This window comes from Mycobacterium sp. pV006, from assembly GCF_041287115.1.
Lineage (GTDB): Bacteria > Actinomycetota > Actinomycetes > Mycobacteriales > Mycobacteriaceae > Mycobacterium.
This window is the reverse complement of the sequence record NZ_JBGGKT010000015.1, coordinates 92,428-110,398: the sequence shown is the minus strand read 5'-3', so window position 1 is coordinate 110,398 and position 17,971 is coordinate 92,428. Positions and strand designations below refer to the sequence as shown.

The following is a 17,971-nucleotide window of genomic DNA, read 5'->3' as shown; positions in this document are numbered from 1 at the left end:
TTGCTGGCCCCGCCCTCGAAAACCCATCGAAACAACACCCCTAACCATCAGGTGCCGCAACGATCACTTGAGTCTGCCCCGGGGTTTTCCAGCATTTTGCGCGCGCTCGTCACCCCGCGGCGTTGGGCAGCAGCGGCGGGCACGGTCCGGACACCAACTCGAAATGCCAGATCTCGTTGGCGTAGATCTGACACAAGCCGAACCGCTGACCGTTGGCGATGAGCCAGTGGTCCGCGGCCGCCGGACCGATGTCGACGGCCTGGCCGGTGACGTGCTTGGACACTTCGGGCGTGGCGACCAACTCAGCGGCCCTGTCCCAGCTGCCGTACGTGCGGACCGCGTCGTCGAACAACCGCTGCTGGAAGCCCGGCGACCGCCAACCGGAGGTCACGTTCAGCTCGACCCCGTCGGCCGCGGCTGCCCGAGCGGCGTCCTGCACGGCCCGCAGCAGGTTCGGATCTAGTTGCGCGAGAATAGGATTGGCCGCGTCCTCGATCGGCGAGAGCGTGACACCGTCGGGCAGCCAGCCGCTGGTGGTGTCGACTGCCGCGTCCCCGATCGTCAGGGGATCCGCGGGCGGAGCTGTCGGTGCGGGCGGCGGCAGCGGAATGCTGGTCTGTCGCAGCGCCACGGTCGGCGCCTGGCCGCACGCCGTCAGCAATGCAACCGCCGACAGCGTGGCGAGCGCGCGCAAAATGCCGGAAATCCGCGGCGTGTCGGCAGCAGACACGCGCGCTCGGCACAACAAGGTCAGAGCCACTGGGCGAGTTGGGGTTTGAGGACCTTACCCATGGCGTTACGCGGAAGACTGTCCACCACCCGCACCTCGCGGGGGCGCTTGTGCGCCGAGAGTTGCTCTGCCACATACTCGGTGAGCTGATCGGGTGCGGCATCACCGACGACGAACGCGACGATCCTCTGCCCGAGGTCGTCGTCAGGCGCACCGATGACGGCGGCTTCGGCCACCCCGGGATGTCCCAGCAGCACGGTCTCGATCTCGCCGGCGCCGACCCGGAAACCACCGGTCTTGATCAGGTCGACCGACTCGCGGCCGACGATACGGTGCATGCCGTCGGCGTCGATGACGGCGACGTCGCCGGTGCGATACCAGCCGTCGTCGCCGAGCACCTCGGCGGTCGCATCCGGCCGGTTCAGATACCCATCGAACAGCGTGGGACTCTGCACGTGGAGCTTCCCGATGGTCTCGCCGTCGTGGGCGACCTCGGCGCCGTCGTCGTCGACCAGGCGGGTGTGCACGCCGGGCAGCGGCAGCCCGACCCAGCCGGGTCGACGCTCACCGGAGGCCAGGGTGCTGAGCGTGATCAGGGATTCGGTACTTCCGTACCGTTCGACCGGCGCGTGGCCACAGAGTTCGGCCAAGCCGTCGAACACGGGCACCGGCAGCGGTGCGCTGCCGGACACGAGCAAACGGGCCTTCGACATGGCCCGTCCCGCGGCCCCGTCGGCGACGATGCGCGACCACACCGTCGGCACCCCGAAGACCAGGGTTCCGCCGCCCTCGGCCACCGCCTCGGCGTAGGCCGCGGGTTGTGGCTTGCCGGTGTGGATGAATCGGTTGCCGACGCGCAGCGACCCGAGCAGCCCGAGGACCAGGCCGTGTACGTGGTAGAGCGGCAGCCCGTGGACGAGGGTGTCGTCGGCGGTCCACTCCCAGGCCTGGGCGAGCATGTCGATGTCGGCCGCGATGGCACGCCGGCTGACGACGACGCCCTTGGGCGCACCCGTGGTGCCGGAGGTGTAGATGATCAGTGCGGTCGCCTCGGGCGGCGGTTCGGCGTAGCGGTGCCAGCTGCGTGCGTGCAACCGCACCGGGATGTGGCTCAGCCCCTCGAGCTCGTCGGGGCGCTCCCCCAACCAGGCCTGGGCGCCCGAGTCGGCGACGATGTGACGACGTTCGGCCGCGCCGACGTCGGCGGGCACCGGCACGGCCGGTACCCCGGCGATCAGACACCCCGCGATGGCGAGCACCGTCGACGCGGTGGGCCGGGCGAGCACCGCGACCCGGCCGGCGCCGGCCACGCGTTCGGCGACCGCGGTGGCCGCACCGAGCAGATCGCTGCGCCGCAGCGAGACGCCGTCGATGCGCACCGCGTCGTCGAGATCGGCGCCGCCGGTCAGGGCCGCGGGGTTCAGGGAGGCCAGCAGCACGCCCCGAAGGTTACCCGCAGGGCTGGGCATACTGTGCTGCGTGGACTCGATCCGGACCGTGGCCTCGCGGGAGGTGTACCGCAACAACTGGATGACGCTGCGTGAAGACGACATCCGCCGGCCCGACGGGAGTCCGGGCATCTACGCCGTGGTCGACAAACCCGACTACGCGCTGGTGATCGCCCGTGACGCCGCTGACCGCTTCCGCCTCGTCGAACAGTTCCGCTACCCATTGGGCATCCGGCGCTGGGAGTTCCCGCAGGGCACCGCCCCCGGCCGCGTCGATCTCGATCCCGCCGAGCTCGCCGCGCGCGAGCTGCGCGAGGAAACCGGGCTGGCCGCGGAGACGATGATCGAGCTCGGCCTCCTCGACGTGGCACCGGGTCTGAGCAGCCAGCGCGGCCGGGTGTTCCTGGCCACCGGGATCACCGAGGGCGCCCACGCGCGGGAGCCCGAGGAGCAGGACATGACCAGCGCATGGTTTCGCCGCGAGGAGGTCGAACAGATGATGGCCGACGGCGCGATCACCGACGCACAGTCCCTGGCCGCATGGACGTTGTTGCAGCTGCACGAACGGTGATGCGTTCGCCGCGAATGTCTTTCGAGTCGACAGACTGATACCAACCCGTGACTCAACCGTGCCGCAACCGACCGTGTCGGTCGGGCAGTTTGACGGATGAGCCAATTAGGTTGCCACTAGCCAGCACTGCCGACACTGCGAGGAACCATGTCTGCCCCCCGGGCCTACCGCACGCTTGCACTCACGACAGCCGTTGCGGCGCTGTCTGTTTGCAGTGCAGCGAACGCGCAGGCCGCACCCAAGGGCTGGGACGGCCGTTACACTGTGGTGACCTACGCGTCGGACAAGATGGGCACCAGCATCGCTGCGCGGCAACCGGAACCGGACTTCAGCGCGCAGTACACGTTCACCACATCGTGCGCCGGGATCTGCACGGCCACCGCGAGCGACGGTCCGGCCCCCAGCAACCCCACCATCCCGCAGCCGACCCGCTACACGTGGGACGGCAAACAGTGGGTCTTCAACTACAACTGGCAGTGGGAGTGCTTCCGCGGGGGTGACGTGCCCCGGGAGTACGCGCCGGCCAGGTCGCTGGTGTTCTACGCCCCGGCACCGGACGGCTCGCTGTTCGGTACGTGGCGCACTGAGATCCTCGACGGCCTGTGCAAGGGCACCGTCATCATGCCGGTGGCCGCCTACCCGGCGTAGCGGCTGCACCGCAGCATCAGCTCAATCGCTGCACCGCAGCGGCTACCCGCTCGTCGGTGGCGGTCAACGCCACTCTCACGTGCTGCGCGCCGCGCGGACCGTAGAACTCGCCGGGCGCCACCAGGATTCCCCGGTCGGCCAGCCAGGCCAGCGTCTGGCGGCAGGGTTCGCCGCGCGTGGCCCACAGATAGAGCCCGGCCTCGGAGTGATCCACCGTGAACCCGGCGCCCTGCAACGCCTCCCGCAGCGCGGTCCGCCGGCGCGCATACCGCTCGCGCTGGACGCGCTCATGCTCGTCGTCGTCGAACGCCGCCACCATGGCGCCCTGGACCGGGTAGGGCACCATCATGCCGGCGTGTTTGCGCACGGCCAGCAGTTCGGCCACCACCGCCGGATCCCCGGCGATCAGACCGGCGCGGTAACCGGCCAGCGACGACGTCTTCGACAGGGAGTGCAGCGCCAGCAGCCCGGTGTGGTCGCCGTCACAGACATCGGGATGCAGGATCGACACCGGCGCCGCATCCCACCCCAGGCCCAGATAGCACTCGTCGGAGGCGACCAGCACGCCGCGCTCCCGGGCCCAGCCGACGACTTTGCGCAGATGCTCGACGCCGAGCACCTTGCCGGTCGGGTTGCTCGGCGAGTTCAGGTACACCAGCGCCGGAGTCGAGGGGCCCAGTTGGGTCAGCGAGTCCGCCCGAACCACCGCAGCCCCGGCCAGCAGCGCCCCCACCTCGTAGGTCGGGTAGGCCAACTCCGGGACCACGACGGCGTCCCCGGCTCCCAGACCCAGCAACGTCGGCAGCCAGGCGATCAACTCCTTGGTGCCGATCGACGGCAACACCGCACCGGTGGTCAGGCCCGTGATGCCGTACCGACGCTCGAGCGCGGCCACCGCCGACGAGCGCAGTGCGTCCGTACCCGCCGTCGTCGGATAGCCGGGCGCTGCGCTCGCCGCGGCCAGGGCGTCCCGGATGACGGGGGCGACGGGATCGACCGGCGTGCCGACCGACAGGTCGACGATCCCGTCCGGATGCGCTCGGGCCGTGGCGGTGACCTCTGCCAGCGTGTCCCATGGGAACACCGGCAACCCCGCTGATTTCAGCGGTCGACGGGCAGCCTGCACGCCGCCGGAGCCACCTGGTGTGCGGGTCGTGGTACTCAGTCCTCGCCCTGCGGCGGCAGATCCTTGATCACCTGCGGGTCGTTGTCGGTCTGGCCGACCTTGGACGCACCACCGGGTGAGCCGAGCTCGGTGAAGAAGTCCGCGTTCACCTGCGTGTAGTTGCTCCACTGCTCGGGGACGTCGTCCTCGTAGTAGATGGCCTCCACCGGGCACACCGGTTCGCACGCGCCGCAGTCGACGCACTCGTCCGGGTGGATGTACAGCATGCGAGCACCCTCGTAGATGCAGTCGACAGGGCATTCCTCGATACACGCCTTGTCTTTGACGTCGACGCAAGGCTCGGCAATGGTGTACGTCACCTAACTTCTCCTCAAGTCCTCGAACTGCAATCCTGCGGGCTGCTTGACAGGCAGAGAGCTCAACTGCGAACAGGTCCCGACAAGTATCCCTGCCGTCGTTGGGACGTTTGTCTCAGTGTGCCCTAAGTTGCACGACCCCAGTTAAGGGTTGCGCACGGTTACAGATACTAACGGTCTAGTTTCCCGTCCGCCTACCCGGCACGCCCGCGCTCCGCACCGGTGCGCGACGACTCGGGAACAATTCCGGACTGCGGTCCGTTTAGATGAATGAGAGGCCGCAGAGTCGCGGTTCTCGATCCACAGCGATCCCCAGACCAAGCGAACTTCAGGAGGAATTCATGACTACAGCCGTTCCCACTGCCACCACCCTCTCGACCGGTACCTGGGCCATCGACCCCGTGCACTCGTCGGTCGGTTTCTCGGTCCGTCACCTGATGGTGAGCAAGGTCCGCGGCGAATTCGAGAAATTCCAGGGCACCATCACCGTCGCCGACGACGGCACCCCGTCGGTGCAGGCCGAGGTCGCCGTCGACTCGATCAACACGCGCAACGAGCAGCGTGACGCGCACGTGCGCTCCGCCGATTTCTTCGACGTCGACCGCTACCCCGTGGCCACGTTCACCTCCACGGCGATCCGGCCCGAGGGCGACGACTATGTGCTCGACGGCAACCTGACCCTCAAGGGCGTGACCAAGCCCATCTCGCTGAACCTGGAATTCAACGGTGTCGGCACCGGCATGGACGGCGGGCAGGTCGCCGGTTTCGAGGCGTCGGTCGTGCTCAACCGCCGCGACTTCGGCATCGACATCGACATGCCGTTGGAGTCCGGCGGCGTGGTCGTCGGCGACAAGGTCACCGTCACCTTGAACATCGAAGCCGTCAAGCAGTCCTGACCCCAGGCATTGGCCCGCGGCGAAAAGCACGTGACAACACGGCTTTTCGCCGCGGAGTCACGCCGCCAGCGGTGAATAGGTGGTCGTACGCTGGCGGGCGGGCCGGCCGATGCCAGCGGCGATGTCCACCAGATCCTCGACACTCTTGTACGAGCCGAATTCTGACCCGGCCATCCGGGAGATGGTCTCTTCCATCAGGGTGCCGCCGAGGTCGTTGGCGCCGCCGTTGAGCATCACCTGCGTACGCTCCACGCCGAGCTTGACCCAACTGGTCTGGATGTTGGCGATCCTGCCGTGCAGCATGATCCGCGCCAGCGCGTGCACGGCGCGATTGTCACGGTGCGTCGGGCCCGGACGCGCTCCCCCGGCCAGGTACAGCGGCGAGGACTGATGGACGAACGGCAGCGGCACGAACTCGGTGAATCCGCCTGTGCGGTCCTGGATGTCGCGCAACACCCTCAGATGCCCCACCCAGTGGCGAGGGGTGTCGACATGGCCGTACATCATCGTCGAGCTCGACCGCAGCCCCACCTCGTGGGCCGTGGTGATCACATCGATCCACATCGACGTCGGCAACTTGCCCTTGGTCAGCACCCAGCGCACCTCGTCGTCGAGGATCTCCGCGGCCGTCCCCGGGATCGACCCGAGCCCGGCCTCCCGCAGCGCGATCAGCCACTCCCGGACGTTGAGCCCACTCTTGGTGACGCCGTTGGCGATCTCCATGGGGCTGAACGCGTGCACGTGCATCGACGGCACCCGGGCCTTCACCGCGCGCACCAGGTCGGCGTAACCGGTGACCGGCAGTTCAGGGTCGATACCGCCCTGCATGCACACCTCGGTGGCGCCGGCGACGTGAGCTTCCCACGCCCGGTCGGCGACCTCCTGGGTGGACAGCGAATAGGCATCGGCGTCGCCTTTGCGTTGCGCGAACGCGCAGAACCGGCAGCCGGTGTAGCAGATGTTGGTGAAGTTGATGTTGCGGTTGACGACGAACGTCACGTCGTCGCCGACCGTGTCGCGGCGTAGCGAATCCGCCAGTGCCGCAACGGCGTCGAGCGCCGGCCCGTCCGCGGTGGCCAGCGCCAGGTATTCGTCGTCGCTGCAGCCGGCCGGGTCGCGTTCGGCCGAACGCAGTGCGGCCAGCACGTCGGTGTCGATGCGTTCGGGCGCGCGCGCGGCCAGCTCCTCGACCTTGGCGCGGATGGACTCCCAGTCACCGAACGCGCTGCCGAGATCGCTTCGCGTCTCGGTGAGCCGACCGCTGCTGTCGATCGCGGTGTGCAGGTCGGTGCGGCCGAGCGACTCCGACGCCTCGTCGGGCTCCTGCCAGGGCCGCCCGACCGGGTTGGTGTCGAGCGCGTAGCCGGTGTCCGGGTCGGCCAGCGCGTCGACGTGCCCGCGCACGCGCGGGTCGATCCACGCTGCGCCGGCCTGCACGTACTGTGGCTGTGCGGTCAGGCGCTGCACCAGGTCGTACCCCGCCTCCGCGGTGACGGCGGCCAGCTCGTCGAGGGCCGGCCACGGCCGCTCCGGGTTGACGTGATCGGGGGTCAGAGGCGAGACGCCGCCCCAGTCGTCGACGCCGGCGCCGATCAGCGCCAGGCATTCCTGCCGCGACACCAGGTTCGGCGGCGCCTGGATGCGCATCTTCGGTCCCATCACCAACCGTGTGACCGCGATGGTGGCGAGGAAATCGTCGAAGCCCGCGTCGGGCGCCGAGGCCATCGCGGTGTGGTCCTTGGCCCGGAAGTTCTGCACGATCACTTCCTGGATGTGCCCGAACTCCTTGTGCGACCGGCGAATCGCGTGGATGGTCTCGGCACGCTCGGCCAGGTTCTCGCCGATGCCGACCAGCAACCCGGTGGTGAACGGGATCGACAACCGGCCAGCGTCGGCCAGCGTGCGCAGGCGTACCTCGGGGTCCTTGTCGGGACTGCCGTAGTGGGCGGCGCCGCGTGTCTCGAACAGCCGGCGCGATGTCGTCTCGAGCATCATGCCCATCGACGGTGCGACGGGCTTGAGCCGCGACAACTCCGCCCAGCTCATGACGCCGGGGTTCAGGTGGGGCAGCAGACCGGTTTCCTCGAGTACGCGGATCGACATCGCGCGCACGTAGTCCAGGGTGGAGTCGTAACCCCGTTCGTCGAGCCACTGCCGCGCCTCGTCCCAGCGCGCCTCCGGGCGGTCCCCGAGGGTGAACAGTGCCTCCTTGCAACCCATTTCGGCACCGCGGCGGGCGACGTCGAGGATCTCGGCGGGCTCCATGTACATCCCGATGCCCGCGGTACGCAGCTTTCCGGGCACGGTGACGAACGTGCAGTAGTGGCACGTGTCCCGACACAGGTGGGTCACCGGGATGAACACCTTGCGCGAATAGCTGACCGGCAACCGGCCGGTGGTACCGCGACGGCCGGCGGCCTCGAGGCCGGCATCGCGCACCCGCGCGGCACTGGCACACAGATCGGCCAGCGCGTCGCCGCGCGCGGTGAGGGCGACGGCGGCCTCGTCGACGTTGAGCGCCACCCCGTCGCGGGCGCGTCGCAACACCCGCCGCAGAGCGGCGGCGTCGGGCGCGGGAGGGATCACGGGATCGGGAAGGTCGGCGCCGCGCTGGGAGTTCAGAGCCACTTCCCGATAACCCCGCCGTTGTCGCGGATCATCCTGCCGTCTCACGATCTGAGACGGACTGCGCCTGCCACCCACATGACATAGGGGCCACAGTAGTCATCGCACCCGCGCTCCGGATGTCGCCCCGGCCCCAGCCGGCGCCGAACGCCGCATCAGCAGCCACGCGGGCGGAAGCGCTCCCAGCGCGATCAACAGCAGGGCCCCGTACTGCATGAGCCCCACGCCGCCGAACACGATGTCGTCGCCGGGCCCACCGAAGGTGCACAACACCACCGTGCCGAGCCAGGTCCACAGCGGCAGCGCGGCCAGGCGCGGCGAGGACGTCCACTGCATGGCCGCCCAGACCAGCGCGACGTTGAGCAGCCCAGACAACAGGGCACTGACCGGCAGCGCGACCGTACCGACCCGCAGCGGCAGGAAGAACACCGCCATCAGCGCCGACAACACACCGTCGAGGCCGAGCAGGAACAGCACGATGCCACGCAACGGATCCCCGCCCGGGGCGGTCGGCGAGGTCAGGTCGGGATGCTGTCGAGCAGGGACACCAGCGACCCGACGACCCACTGATAGCTGTCCAGCCGGTCCTGCCAGTGCTGCAGATTGGGATCGAGGTCGGGGTCCATGTGCTGCCCTTCCGTGCGCGGTTGGGGGCAGCTTACCCGCTGCCGGGCCGGTCAACGCAGGTTCAACCCCGCCAACAGATCGGTCTCCCAGCCCCGGTCGTCGCGGGGTCCGGCCGAGCCGGCGGTCAGGACGTAGTACTCGGCCCCGTCGACGGGCAGCGCGATGTTGTTGGACAGCGCGAAGAAGCGCCCGTCGTCGGAGACGGTGACCTGGGTCTGGTGGGCCCGCATGGCCGCGACCTTCGCCGGCAGGTCCGCGGTGACGTCGATCGCGGCGTCGACGGCCCCGTCGGAGAAGACCTCGAAGGGCATCTGACGCAACGGGATCCGGGTCCATTCGGCGGGGGCCTCATCCAGCACGGCGTCGCCGGCATCCAGCGCTGATGCGGCCATCACGGTCCAGTAGAACTTCGGTGCCCGCCAGGTGGCGGCCTCCACTGCCGCCGTGGTGACCCGGTGGGTGTGGATGTGGTCGGGGTGGCCGTATCCGCCGCGCGGGTCATAGGTGACCACGACGTGCGGACGCATCTGGTCGAGGACGGCGACCAGCGCGGCGACCTGCTCGTCGAAGTCGCCGTCGACGAACCGCTCGTGGTGGCGTGCCGGGGTGCCCTCCATGCCCGAGTCCCGCCAGCGGCCCGCCCCACCGAGATAGTGGGGTCCGTCGACGCCGAGCGCGGCCAGCGCCGCGGTCAGTTCCGCGATGCGGTAACCGCCCAGCTGGTCGGCTCGGTCGACGGCCAGCCCCGCCCAGCGGTCGCCGATGACCTCGCCTTCTTCGCCGAGCGTGCACGTGACGACCCGCACTTCGGCACCGCGCGCCGCGTAGTGCGCGATGGTCCCGCCGGTGGTGAGTGTCTCGTCGTCGGGGTGCGCGTGGACGAACAGCAGTCGTGCGGTCTCCATCGGTCCAGCATGACGGCTCGTGCGGAGAGTCGACTGCCGGCCCGGGTGGGCGGCAACGCTCGGCGAATATCCGGCCGGTTGCTCCGGCGGGTCCGACTTATCCGATATGCGAACCCAGCCAACCTGTCTAACGAACTAGAACACGTTTCAGAAAAAATTTACATTTGCGGCAATTAACTCCGAATGGCCGTTATGGTCGTTGCGTGTTCAAGATCACAACGGCATCGAGAAAGGGTGTTACGAACGTATCGGTTCGTTCCTATCTGACCGCGGGGGTGGCACTTGCGGGGGCGAGTGTCATCGCCATCTCACCCTCGGTGGTACCCCTGCCGAACTCTCCGACAGCAGGCTCGGCGATAGCAACAGCACAGGTAGAGCTGTCGGCAGTAGTGGACCCGATCACCGCGTGGGTCGAGGTCGTCCAGGGCGCGGCGAGCAACACCGGCGGAGTGGCCACCGAGTGGCTGCAGAATCCGTTCCCGCTGCTGCGCCAGGCTCTCGAGAACGTCTTCGGCTACGGCGTGACCACGTTCAACGCGGTCGGCGGCGCGATCGAAGGAGCGATCAACTACCTCAGCTTCAGCAACGAACAGGGCCTGTGGCAAACCCTCGGGACTGCGGTGGAACAGATGTTCCAAGGCGAGATTTCCGCCGGCTTCAACAATCTGATCAATGCGTTCTTCGTGAACCCTCTGGTCACCATCGGTCTGCCGATCTTCACCTCCGGACTGCTCGACATCCCCGTCAAGATCACCCAGAACGTGGCCAACGCGGTGAAGGCGGCGCTCAGCCTGGAGAACCTTCTGGGGCTGACGTTGAGCGCGCTGGGCCCGCTGGGCGGCATCCTGGCCGCGACGGGCGACTCCTTGCAGGCCACGTTCGACTCACTCAAAGAAGGCAATTTGATCGATGCCGTGTTTGCGTTGATCAACATTCCCGCCGCGATCACCGGCGCGGTCCTCAACGGTTATCGGAATTCCGACGACGTCTTCCTGCCCGGCCTCCTGTCCTTCGACCCCGAGGATGCGTCGCAGAACGGTCTGGTCTACACGCTGCTGGTGACCCTGCCGCGCAGTCTGGCCGCGGCCATCGCACCCGAGTCCGCCCCTGAGGCACAAGGTGGGCCGTCGGCCACATCGGTCGGCGAGGGCGCGATGGTCACTGTCAGTGAGCGGCGGGCGTCGCCCGCGAGCGACGACGACGCCGAGGCCGTGTCCGACGACGTCACGGACTCCGCGCCCGACGCCCCGGTCGCAGAACCGACGGCATCGGCCCCGGAGGTGACCGAGCCCGTCACCGAGGTGCCAGCCGAGCCCGCCGAACCGGTCACCGACCCGGTCGAGGACGACCCGACGATGGACGCTGCGACCACCGACACCGATGCCGTCGAGGACATCGACGAGCAATTGGCTGTCGAGACGGCTGCCGAGGACGTCGCCGAGGAGGACCCGGAGGTCGCCCCCGAGTCGCCCGGTGCCGCATCCACGGCGGATTCATCGAGCGACAGCGGCACATCCGAGCGTCGGGCTGCGCGCGCCGCGTAGACCGACGGTCCGAAGCCAACGGCCCCCGCACCTCGGAAGCGGGGCCGTTTTCGCGGTGTAGCCACCGCGTGACTCACCACCCGTGCGTACGGACCGGCGAGGTCGTGCCGTGCTCGTCGGTGAACTCTTCGTGCAGGGTGCGCAACACGGCCGCGCATTCGGCCCGCTGAACCGGGTCGATGCGGTCCAGGACACGGCGCAGTTCCCTGCGCCGGTCCTCCCCCACCTGAGCGACCACGGTTCTGCCCTTCTCCGTGAGCTCCAGCTTCACGATGCTGCGGTTGGCCGGATCCGAGCCCCGCACCAGATGGCCCGAGGCGTGCAGCCGGTCGGCCAGGCGGGTCACCGTCGAACCGACGACACCCAGAGCCTTGGCGCACGCGGTCGACGTCAGCGCACCCTCCTGCGCCAGCACCGAGAGCAACCGGAACTGCGGAAGGGTGACGTCGACCTTGTCGACGCTGCGCAACGCGAGTCCCGCCAGGTCGCGGACCGCGGTCTCGAAGGCTGACATCTCCTCCGCGGTCGTCTCACTCACGACGTGGTCCAGGGTCGGCGCATGACCGAGGATCGTACCGCCCACGCCTTGTTGCTTATTGCAAGCCTTGCTTTATGCAAGAGATTGAGGCACACTAGTTTTTTGACTCAATCCAATTTGGGGGTGATGTGCATGAGCGAGTGGGAGAACCGGTTGCGGTCGGTGAATCTTCGGGTCACCCGTCCGCGGCTGGCCGTACTGGCCGAACTGCACGAGAACCCGCACTCCGGTGTCGACGCGATCGCCGCGGGTGCGCGCCAGCGCATCGGATCGCTCTCGACCCAAGCGGTGTACGACGTCCTGTACGCGCTGACCGAAGCGGGCCTGCTGCGCCGGGTCGAACCCGCGGGTTCGCGGCCGCGCTTCGAACTGCAGACCGGCGACAACCACCACCACCTGGTGTGCCGGCGATGCGGGGCACTCACCGACGTCGACTGCGACACCGGCGATACGCCGTGTCTGCACCCCCGGACCGACACCGGCTACCTCATCGACGAAGCCGAGGTGACTTTCTGGGGTGTGTGCCCCGACTGCCAGCGCAGGAATCAACTCAACTGAAGGAGAAGTTCATGACCACAAGCGAATTCGGGTCCACGACCGGGACGGGCGCCCCGGCCTTCAGCGACCGCAACACGGTCAGCGTCGGCCCCAACGGACCGCTGGTCCTGCACGACGTGCACTTCCTCGAGCAGATGGCGCACTTCAACCGTGAGCGGGTGCCCGAGCGCAACCCGCACGCCAAGGGTTCCGGCGCGTTCGGGGTGTTCACCACCACCGAGGACGTCTCGCAGTTCACCAAGGCGGCGCTGTTCCAGAAGGGCGCGCAGACCGACATGCTCATCCGGTTCTCGACCGTCGCCGGCGAGCAGGGCAGCCCCGACACCTGGCGCGACGTCCGCGGCTTCTCGATGAAGTTCTACACCTCCGAGGGCAACTACGACCTGGTGGGCAACAACACCCCGGTCTTCTTCGTCCGCGACCCGATGAAGTTCCCGCACTTCATCCGCAGCCAGAAGCGTCTGCCGGACTCCGGCCTGCGCTCACCGCAGATGCAGTGGGACTTCTGGAGCCTGAACCCCGAATCAGCGCACCAGGTCACCTATCTGATGGGTGAACGCGGCCTGCCGCGGACCTGGCGCCACATGAACGGCTACGGCTCGCACACCTACATGTGGGTCAACGCCGCCGGTGAGAAGTTCTGGGTGAAGTACCACTTCCACACCGAGCAGGGTCTGGAGTTCCTCACCAACGACGAAGCCGCGAACCTGGCCGGCGAGGACGCCGACTTCCACCGCCGAGACCTGTTCGACGCCATCAACCGCGGCGAGCATCCGAGCTGGAAGCTGTCGGTGCAGGTGATGCCGTACGCGGAAGCCGCCGACTACCGCTTCAACCCGTTCGACCTGACCAAGGTGTGGCCGCACGGCGACTACCCGCTGATCCCGGTGGGCTCGTTCACGCTCAACCGCAACCCGGAGAACTTCTTCGCCCAGATCGAACAGGCGGCGTTCTCCCCGGGCAACACCGTGCCGGGCATCGGGCTCTCGCCGGACAAGATGCTGCTCGGCCGTGCCTTCGCCTACAACGACGCGCAGCGCAACCGGATCGGCACCAACTTCCATCAGCTGCCGGTCAACCAGCCGCGCGCGGGCGTCGAGACCAACACCTACATGTTCGACGGCCAGATGGCCTACCAGCACTCGGGTGCCGCGCCGGTGTACGCCCCCAACAGCGCCGGCCGACCGTGGTCGGATGTCACCGGTGCCGCCAAAGACGGCTGGGAAGCCGACGCCGAGTTGGTGCGTTCGGCCTACGCGCTGCACTCCGAGGACGACGACTTCGGCCAGCCCGGAACCATGGTCCGCAAGGTGTGGAACGACGCGCAGCGCGCCGCGGCGGTCGAGACGATCGCGGGCAGCCTGGACGGGGTGACCGGCGAGGTGCTGGACCGCTCGCTGGAGTACTGGCGCAACGTCGACGACGACCTGGGCGCCCGCATCGAGAAGGTGGTGCGTCAGGGCGGCGGCAACGCACCGGTCCAGGGCATGGGCGAAGGCTGACCCGCCCCACCCGAGATCCCCTGCTACTGAGGTAGTTTCACCCAGTTGCCGGCATCGCCGACGATGCCGACGGGCACCGCCCCGCTCAGCCCCACGTGCTGGACGCTGGGACCAACGGCCACGATCGTGGTGTCCTGCAGGATCGGCAGCACGGTCCACAGGTCCCACAGCTTCGGTTCGACCTCGTCGATCACCTCGGCGATGTCGGCGGTGCCCTGCAGCGCGGCGTCGATGAGGGGCTGGATGCTGCGGTCACAGATGCCGCTGATGTTGCTGGGGGCCTGGACGAGCTCACCGGCCTCCGGCGCGGGCGGCGGCGGTGTCGTCAACGTGGTCTGCGGTGGCGGCGCGGGTGACGACGGCGGCGCCGGCGGGGTCTCGGGCGAATCCGGGCTCGGCAGCGGTGTCGCGGTGGCCACTGCGGTGGCTTCCAACGCCGGGCAGCCGTAACGCGAGGCCAGGGCGGTCGCCAGGTCTCCCCCGGCCTGACGCCAGCCGACGACCGCGTCGACCCGGTTGTTGATCAGCGCGTCGCTGTAGAGGACCACCGGGTCCAGCGGGAGGACCGACGCGGCGATGCCGACGTTGCGCAATTGGTCTGCGCCGGTGTTGGCCACGGCGACCGACGTCGGATCGTTGGCGGCCACGCCGATCCGCAATGTCAGGGGTTCCCCGTCGCGCATGAGCCGGCCCCGACCGTTGTCCGGTGGCGGGTTGTCCGGTGCCGGTGCACCGGTCTCGGGTGCGGTCTCGATCTGGTAGCCGGCGTCGGCGAGCAACGACATCGCCTGCTCGCGCGGCATCGCCGGTGGAGCGGTGGGTACGTATCCGGTGTCCGACGGAGACCGCACCTGCGCCTGCGCCAGCGTGACCGTGTTGTCGTCTCCGGCCCCCACCGCGGCCAAAAGGTCGACGTCGAGCAACCCGAGGACGGCCTTGCGGACCTGCGCGTCGGCGAGCGCCGGCTGCTGGGCGCGCAGCGTCAGTTGCATGACGCGCGGGGTGACGATCCGTGCGGTCCGCACATCGGGGATCGCCGACAGCTGCGCGAACGCGGCCGCCCCGCCGTGCACCTGCGCCACCTGGGTGTCGCCGTTGCGGATGGAGTCGGCGAGTGCGGCCGGGCTCCCGCCGCGGCGGAACAGCAGCAGGTCGGGTGTAGCCGGCTCACGCCAGTAGCGGTCGTTGCGGGCCAGCAGGATCTCGTCGCGCTGGGGGTCGATGGTCTCGACCCGGAACTGGCCGCCGGTGACGGGCAACGCCCGTGCCAGTCCCGCGCCGAATCCACCAGGCACGTCCTTGACGATGTGCGCCGGCAGGATGTTGTTGAACAGCTCGCGCCACGCCGGGTAGGGCTGGTCGAAGGTGACGACGGCGGTCTTGCCGCCCTCGATCGACTGCACCCCGGTGATCAGGTCGTAGCCGGCGGGGTCGACGGTCCCGGGGTGGCTGACCATCTGCTGCCAGAGATACCAGAAGTCGTCGGCCCCGATCGGCGCGTTGTCGGTCCACTGCGCCTCGGGCAGGATCTTGTAGGTCACCGTGAACGGCTCCTGGCTGGTGACCTCGGCGGACTCCAACAATGAGGTGTCCAGCTCCCACCGCGACCCGGTCGGGGTGGTCGCGTCGGGGATGGGCCGGAACGAACTGGGCAGCACCAACGAGCTGATGGCCGCGTTGACCGGCGACTGGTCGGACAGCAGGTGCGGGTTGAAGCCGGGGCCGATCGAGTCGATGGCCATGATGATCTGGGTCGCCTTCATCGGCGGCGGCGGCGTCGACTCCGTGGTGTCGGTGCTCTGCGGCGCCGGCGGCGGGCTGACCGTACAGCCGCCGAGCAACAGCACAGCCGATGCGACCGCGGCGGTCCACAGTCGGCGGGCGATCGGCACGTCTGTCAGGGTATCGACCGACCCCGGGGCGGACGAGCCTGCACCGTGGTCTCCCGATCGGGCCACGGCGCCTATCCGCGGGCCTTGGCCCGGGAGCGGTTCCGCGCGCGGGTGTTCGCGTCCAGGTCGACCTTGCGCACCCGGACGATCTCCGGTGTCACCTCGACGCACTCGTCCTCCGCGCAGAACTCCATGGCCTGCTCCAGGCCGAGTTCCAACGGGCGGGCCAGCGTTTCGATCACGTCCGCCGTGGAGGACCGCATGTTGGTCAGCTTCTTCTCGCGCGTGATGTTGATGTCGAGATCCTCGGCGCGGGGGTTGATCCCGACCACCTGGCCCTCGTAGGTGTCCTGTCCGGGCTCGACGAAAAACTGGCCGCGGTCGGCCAACTGGATCATCGCGAACGGCGTGACCGTGCCGGACCGGTCCGACACCAACGACCCCGAGTGCCGGGCGCGGATCTCGCCGGCCCACGGCCGGTACCCCTCGAACACGGCGTTGGCGATGCCGGTGCCGCGCGTCTCGGTGAGGAAATCGGTACGGAAGCCGATCAGGCCGCGGCTGGGCACCACGAAGTCCATCCGCACCCACCCCGCGGCGTGGTTGGTCATCTGCTCCATGCGGCCCTTGCGGGCGGCCATCAGCTGTGTGACCGCGCCGACGAATTCCTCGGGACAGTCGATGGTCAACTCCTCGAACGGCTCGTGCAGCTTGCCGTCGATCATCTTGGTGACCACCTGCGGCTTGCCGACGGTCAGCTCGAAACCCTCACGTCGCATCTGCTCGACGAGGATGGCCAGCGCCAGTTCGCCGCGGCCCTGGACCTCCCAGGCGTCGGGGCGGCCGATGTCGAGCACCCGGATCGACACGTTGCCGACCAGTTCCTGGTCGAGCCGGTTCTTGACCATGCGGGCCGTGAGCTTGTGGCCCGACACCCGGCCGGCCAGCGGCGAGGTGTTGGTGCCGATGGTCACCGAGATGGCCGGTTCGTCGACGGTGATGCGGGGCAGCGCATGCGAGTTGTCGGGATCGGCGAGGGTGTCACCGATCATGATCTCCGGGATGCCCGCCACGGCGACGATGTCGCCGGCCGTCGCGGTCTGCGTGGGTGTGCGTTCGACGCCGACGGTGGCCAGCAGCTCGGTGATCTTCGCGCTGGTGATCACCGGCAGGCCGTCGACCTCGCGCATCCAGGCGACCTGCTGGCCTTTCTTGATCTCGCCGTTGTAGATGCGGATCAGTGCGAGTCGGCCCAGGAACGACGAGGCGTCGAGGTTGGTGACCAGCGCCTGCAGCGGAGCCTCCGGGTCACCCGTCGGCGGCGGGATGTGCGTCATCAGCACGTCGAACAGAGGGTCCAGGTTGTCGCCGTCGGGCACCTCACCGTCGGCGGGTTGCGTCGTGGACGCGATTCCCGCGCGTCCCGACGCGTAGAGCGTCGGCAGGTCCAGCGCCTTCTCCGCGGCGGCCTGCGCCTCGTCGTCCAGATCGGAGGCGACGTCGAGGAGCAGGTCGTGGCTCTCCTCGACGACCTCGGCGATACGCGCGTCGGGCCGGTCGGTCTTGTTGACCACCAGGATCACCGGTAGATGCGCCGACAGCGCCTTGCGCAGCACGAAGCGGGTCTGGGGCAGCGGACCTTCGGACGCGTCGACGAGCAGGACCACCCCGTCGACCATGGACAGACCGCGTTCCACCTCGCCACCGAAGTCGGCGTGGCCCGGGGTGTCGATGACGTTGATCACCGTGACCGAGCCGTCCTTGTGGTGACGGTGCACCGCGGTGTTCTTGGCCAGGATCGTGATGCCCTTTTCGCGTTCCAGGTCCCCGGAGTCCATGATGCGTTCGGTGGCATCGTCCCCGCGCGCGGTCAGCGCACCGGACTGACGCAGCATCGCGTCGACCAGGGTGGTCTTGCCGTGGTCAACGTGGGCCACAATGGCGACGTTGCGAAAGTCCGGACGAGAATTCACGCCGGTGATTCTCGCAGTGCACCGCACCGATC

16 protein-coding genes are annotated in these 17,971 nt (G+C 68.6%); 6 read left to right on the top strand and 10 right to left on the bottom strand.

The annotated features are described in order from the left end of the window. Nucleotides 1-109: 109 nt before the first annotated feature. Together ACAG25_RS20640 and ACAG25_RS20635 are read right to left on the bottom strand one after the other, a co-directional pair. A complete protein-coding gene (locus ACAG25_RS20640) occupies nucleotides 110-706 on the bottom strand; it encodes a M15 family metallopeptidase (RefSeq protein WP_370490347.1) in 597 nt (198 codons plus the stop codon). Nucleotides 707-750: 44 nt separating this feature from the next. Continuing rightward, nucleotides 751-2,169, bottom strand: a complete 1,419-nt coding sequence (locus ACAG25_RS20635) for an acyl-CoA synthetase (RefSeq protein ID WP_370490333.1) — start codon at nucleotides 2,167-2,169, stop codon at nucleotides 751-753. Nucleotides 2,170-2,209: 40 nt separating this feature from the next. On the opposite strand from ACAG25_RS20635, the gene ACAG25_RS20630 reads away from it, so the two are divergent. Together ACAG25_RS20630 and ACAG25_RS20625 are read left to right on the top strand one after the other, a co-directional pair. Further along, nucleotides 2,210-2,749 (top strand): NUDIX domain-containing protein, encoded by a 540-nt coding sequence (locus tag ACAG25_RS20630; RefSeq protein WP_370490332.1) that lies wholly within the window; start codon nucleotides 2,210-2,212, stop codon nucleotides 2,747-2,749. A 147-nt stretch (nucleotides 2,750-2,896) separates the two neighbouring features. Next, nucleotides 2,897-3,397, top strand: coding sequence for a hypothetical protein (locus ACAG25_RS20625; protein ID WP_370490331.1), 501 nt, complete (start codon nucleotides 2,897-2,899; stop codon nucleotides 3,395-3,397). 16 nt (nucleotides 3,398-3,413) lie between these two features. On the opposite strand, the gene dapC is transcribed toward ACAG25_RS20625, so the two are convergent. Both dapC and fdxA read right to left on the bottom strand, forming a co-directional pair. Further along, nucleotides 3,414-4,502 carry a succinyldiaminopimelate transaminase gene (gene dapC, locus ACAG25_RS20620; protein WP_370490346.1) on the bottom strand — a complete coding sequence of 363 codons (1,089 nt, stop codon included), beginning with the start codon at nucleotides 4,500-4,502 and terminating at the stop codon, nucleotides 3,414-3,416. A 56-nt stretch (nucleotides 4,503-4,558) separates the two neighbouring features. Continuing rightward, complete coding sequence (gene fdxA / locus ACAG25_RS20615; protein WP_370490330.1) at nucleotides 4,559-4,882, bottom strand: ferredoxin; 324 nt, start codon at nucleotides 4,880-4,882, stop codon at nucleotides 4,559-4,561. A 338-nt stretch (nucleotides 4,883-5,220) separates the two neighbouring features. Between fdxA and ACAG25_RS20610 the strand changes: the two genes are divergently transcribed. Continuing rightward, nucleotides 5,221-5,775 (top strand): YceI family protein, encoded by a 555-nt coding sequence (locus ACAG25_RS20610; RefSeq protein WP_370490329.1) that lies wholly within the window; start codon nucleotides 5,221-5,223, stop codon nucleotides 5,773-5,775. Nucleotides 5,776-5,832: 57 nt separating this feature from the next. Here the strand turns inward: ACAG25_RS20610 and ACAG25_RS20605 are convergent, their stop codons facing one another. The 3 genes from ACAG25_RS20605 to mshB form a co-directional block, all read right to left on the bottom strand. Beyond that, nucleotides 5,833-8,403 carry a bifunctional FO biosynthesis protein CofGH gene (locus ACAG25_RS20605; RefSeq protein WP_370490328.1) on the bottom strand — a complete coding sequence of 857 codons (2,571 nt, stop codon included), beginning with the start codon at nucleotides 8,401-8,403 and terminating at the stop codon, nucleotides 5,833-5,835. 96 nt (nucleotides 8,404-8,499) lie between these two features. Then, nucleotides 8,500-8,967 (bottom strand): hypothetical protein, encoded by a 468-nt coding sequence (locus ACAG25_RS20600; protein WP_370490327.1) that lies wholly within the window; start codon nucleotides 8,965-8,967, stop codon nucleotides 8,500-8,502. A 110-nt stretch (nucleotides 8,968-9,077) separates the two neighbouring features. After that, on the bottom strand, nucleotides 9,078-9,932 hold the full coding sequence (gene mshB, locus ACAG25_RS20595; RefSeq protein ID WP_370490326.1) for an N-acetyl-1-D-myo-inositol-2-amino-2-deoxy-alpha-D-glucopyranoside deacetylase: 855 nt from the start codon (nucleotides 9,930-9,932) through the stop codon (nucleotides 9,078-9,080). A gap of 389 nt (nucleotides 9,933-10,321) precedes the next feature. Here mshB and ACAG25_RS20590 point away from each other — a divergent pair, with 389 nt between their 5' ends. Continuing rightward, complete coding sequence (locus ACAG25_RS20590) at nucleotides 10,322-11,476, top strand: hypothetical protein (RefSeq protein WP_370490325.1); 1,155 nt, start codon at nucleotides 10,322-10,324, stop codon at nucleotides 11,474-11,476. A gap of 73 nt (nucleotides 11,477-11,549) precedes the next feature. Here ACAG25_RS20590 and ACAG25_RS20585 read toward each other — a convergent pair whose 3' ends face one another. Further along, on the bottom strand, nucleotides 11,550-11,990 hold the full coding sequence (locus tag ACAG25_RS20585) for a MarR family winged helix-turn-helix transcriptional regulator (RefSeq protein WP_370490345.1): 441 nt from the start codon (nucleotides 11,988-11,990) through the stop codon (nucleotides 11,550-11,552). Between the two features lie 156 nt (nucleotides 11,991-12,146). Here ACAG25_RS20585 and ACAG25_RS20580 point away from each other — a divergent pair, with 156 nt between their 5' ends. Both ACAG25_RS20580 and ACAG25_RS20575 read left to right on the top strand, forming a co-directional pair. Then, nucleotides 12,147-12,572, top strand: coding sequence for a Fur family transcriptional regulator (locus tag ACAG25_RS20580; protein ID WP_370490324.1), 426 nt, complete (start codon nucleotides 12,147-12,149; stop codon nucleotides 12,570-12,572). Between the two features lie 11 nt (nucleotides 12,573-12,583). Then, nucleotides 12,584-14,074 carry a catalase gene (locus ACAG25_RS20575; protein ID WP_370490323.1) on the top strand — a complete coding sequence of 497 codons (1,491 nt, stop codon included), beginning with the start codon at nucleotides 12,584-12,586 and terminating at the stop codon, nucleotides 14,072-14,074. A gap of 23 nt (nucleotides 14,075-14,097) precedes the next feature. Here ACAG25_RS20575 and ACAG25_RS20570 read toward each other — a convergent pair whose 3' ends face one another. Further along, on the bottom strand, nucleotides 14,098-15,975 hold the full coding sequence (locus ACAG25_RS20570; RefSeq protein WP_370490344.1) for an ABC transporter family substrate-binding protein: 1,878 nt from the start codon (nucleotides 15,973-15,975) through the stop codon (nucleotides 14,098-14,100). Nucleotides 15,976-16,037: 62 nt separating this feature from the next. Beyond that, complete coding sequence (gene typA / locus ACAG25_RS20565; protein WP_370490322.1) at nucleotides 16,038-17,939, bottom strand: translational GTPase TypA; 1,902 nt, start codon at nucleotides 17,937-17,939, stop codon at nucleotides 16,038-16,040. Nucleotides 17,940-17,971 lie beyond the last annotated feature (32 nt).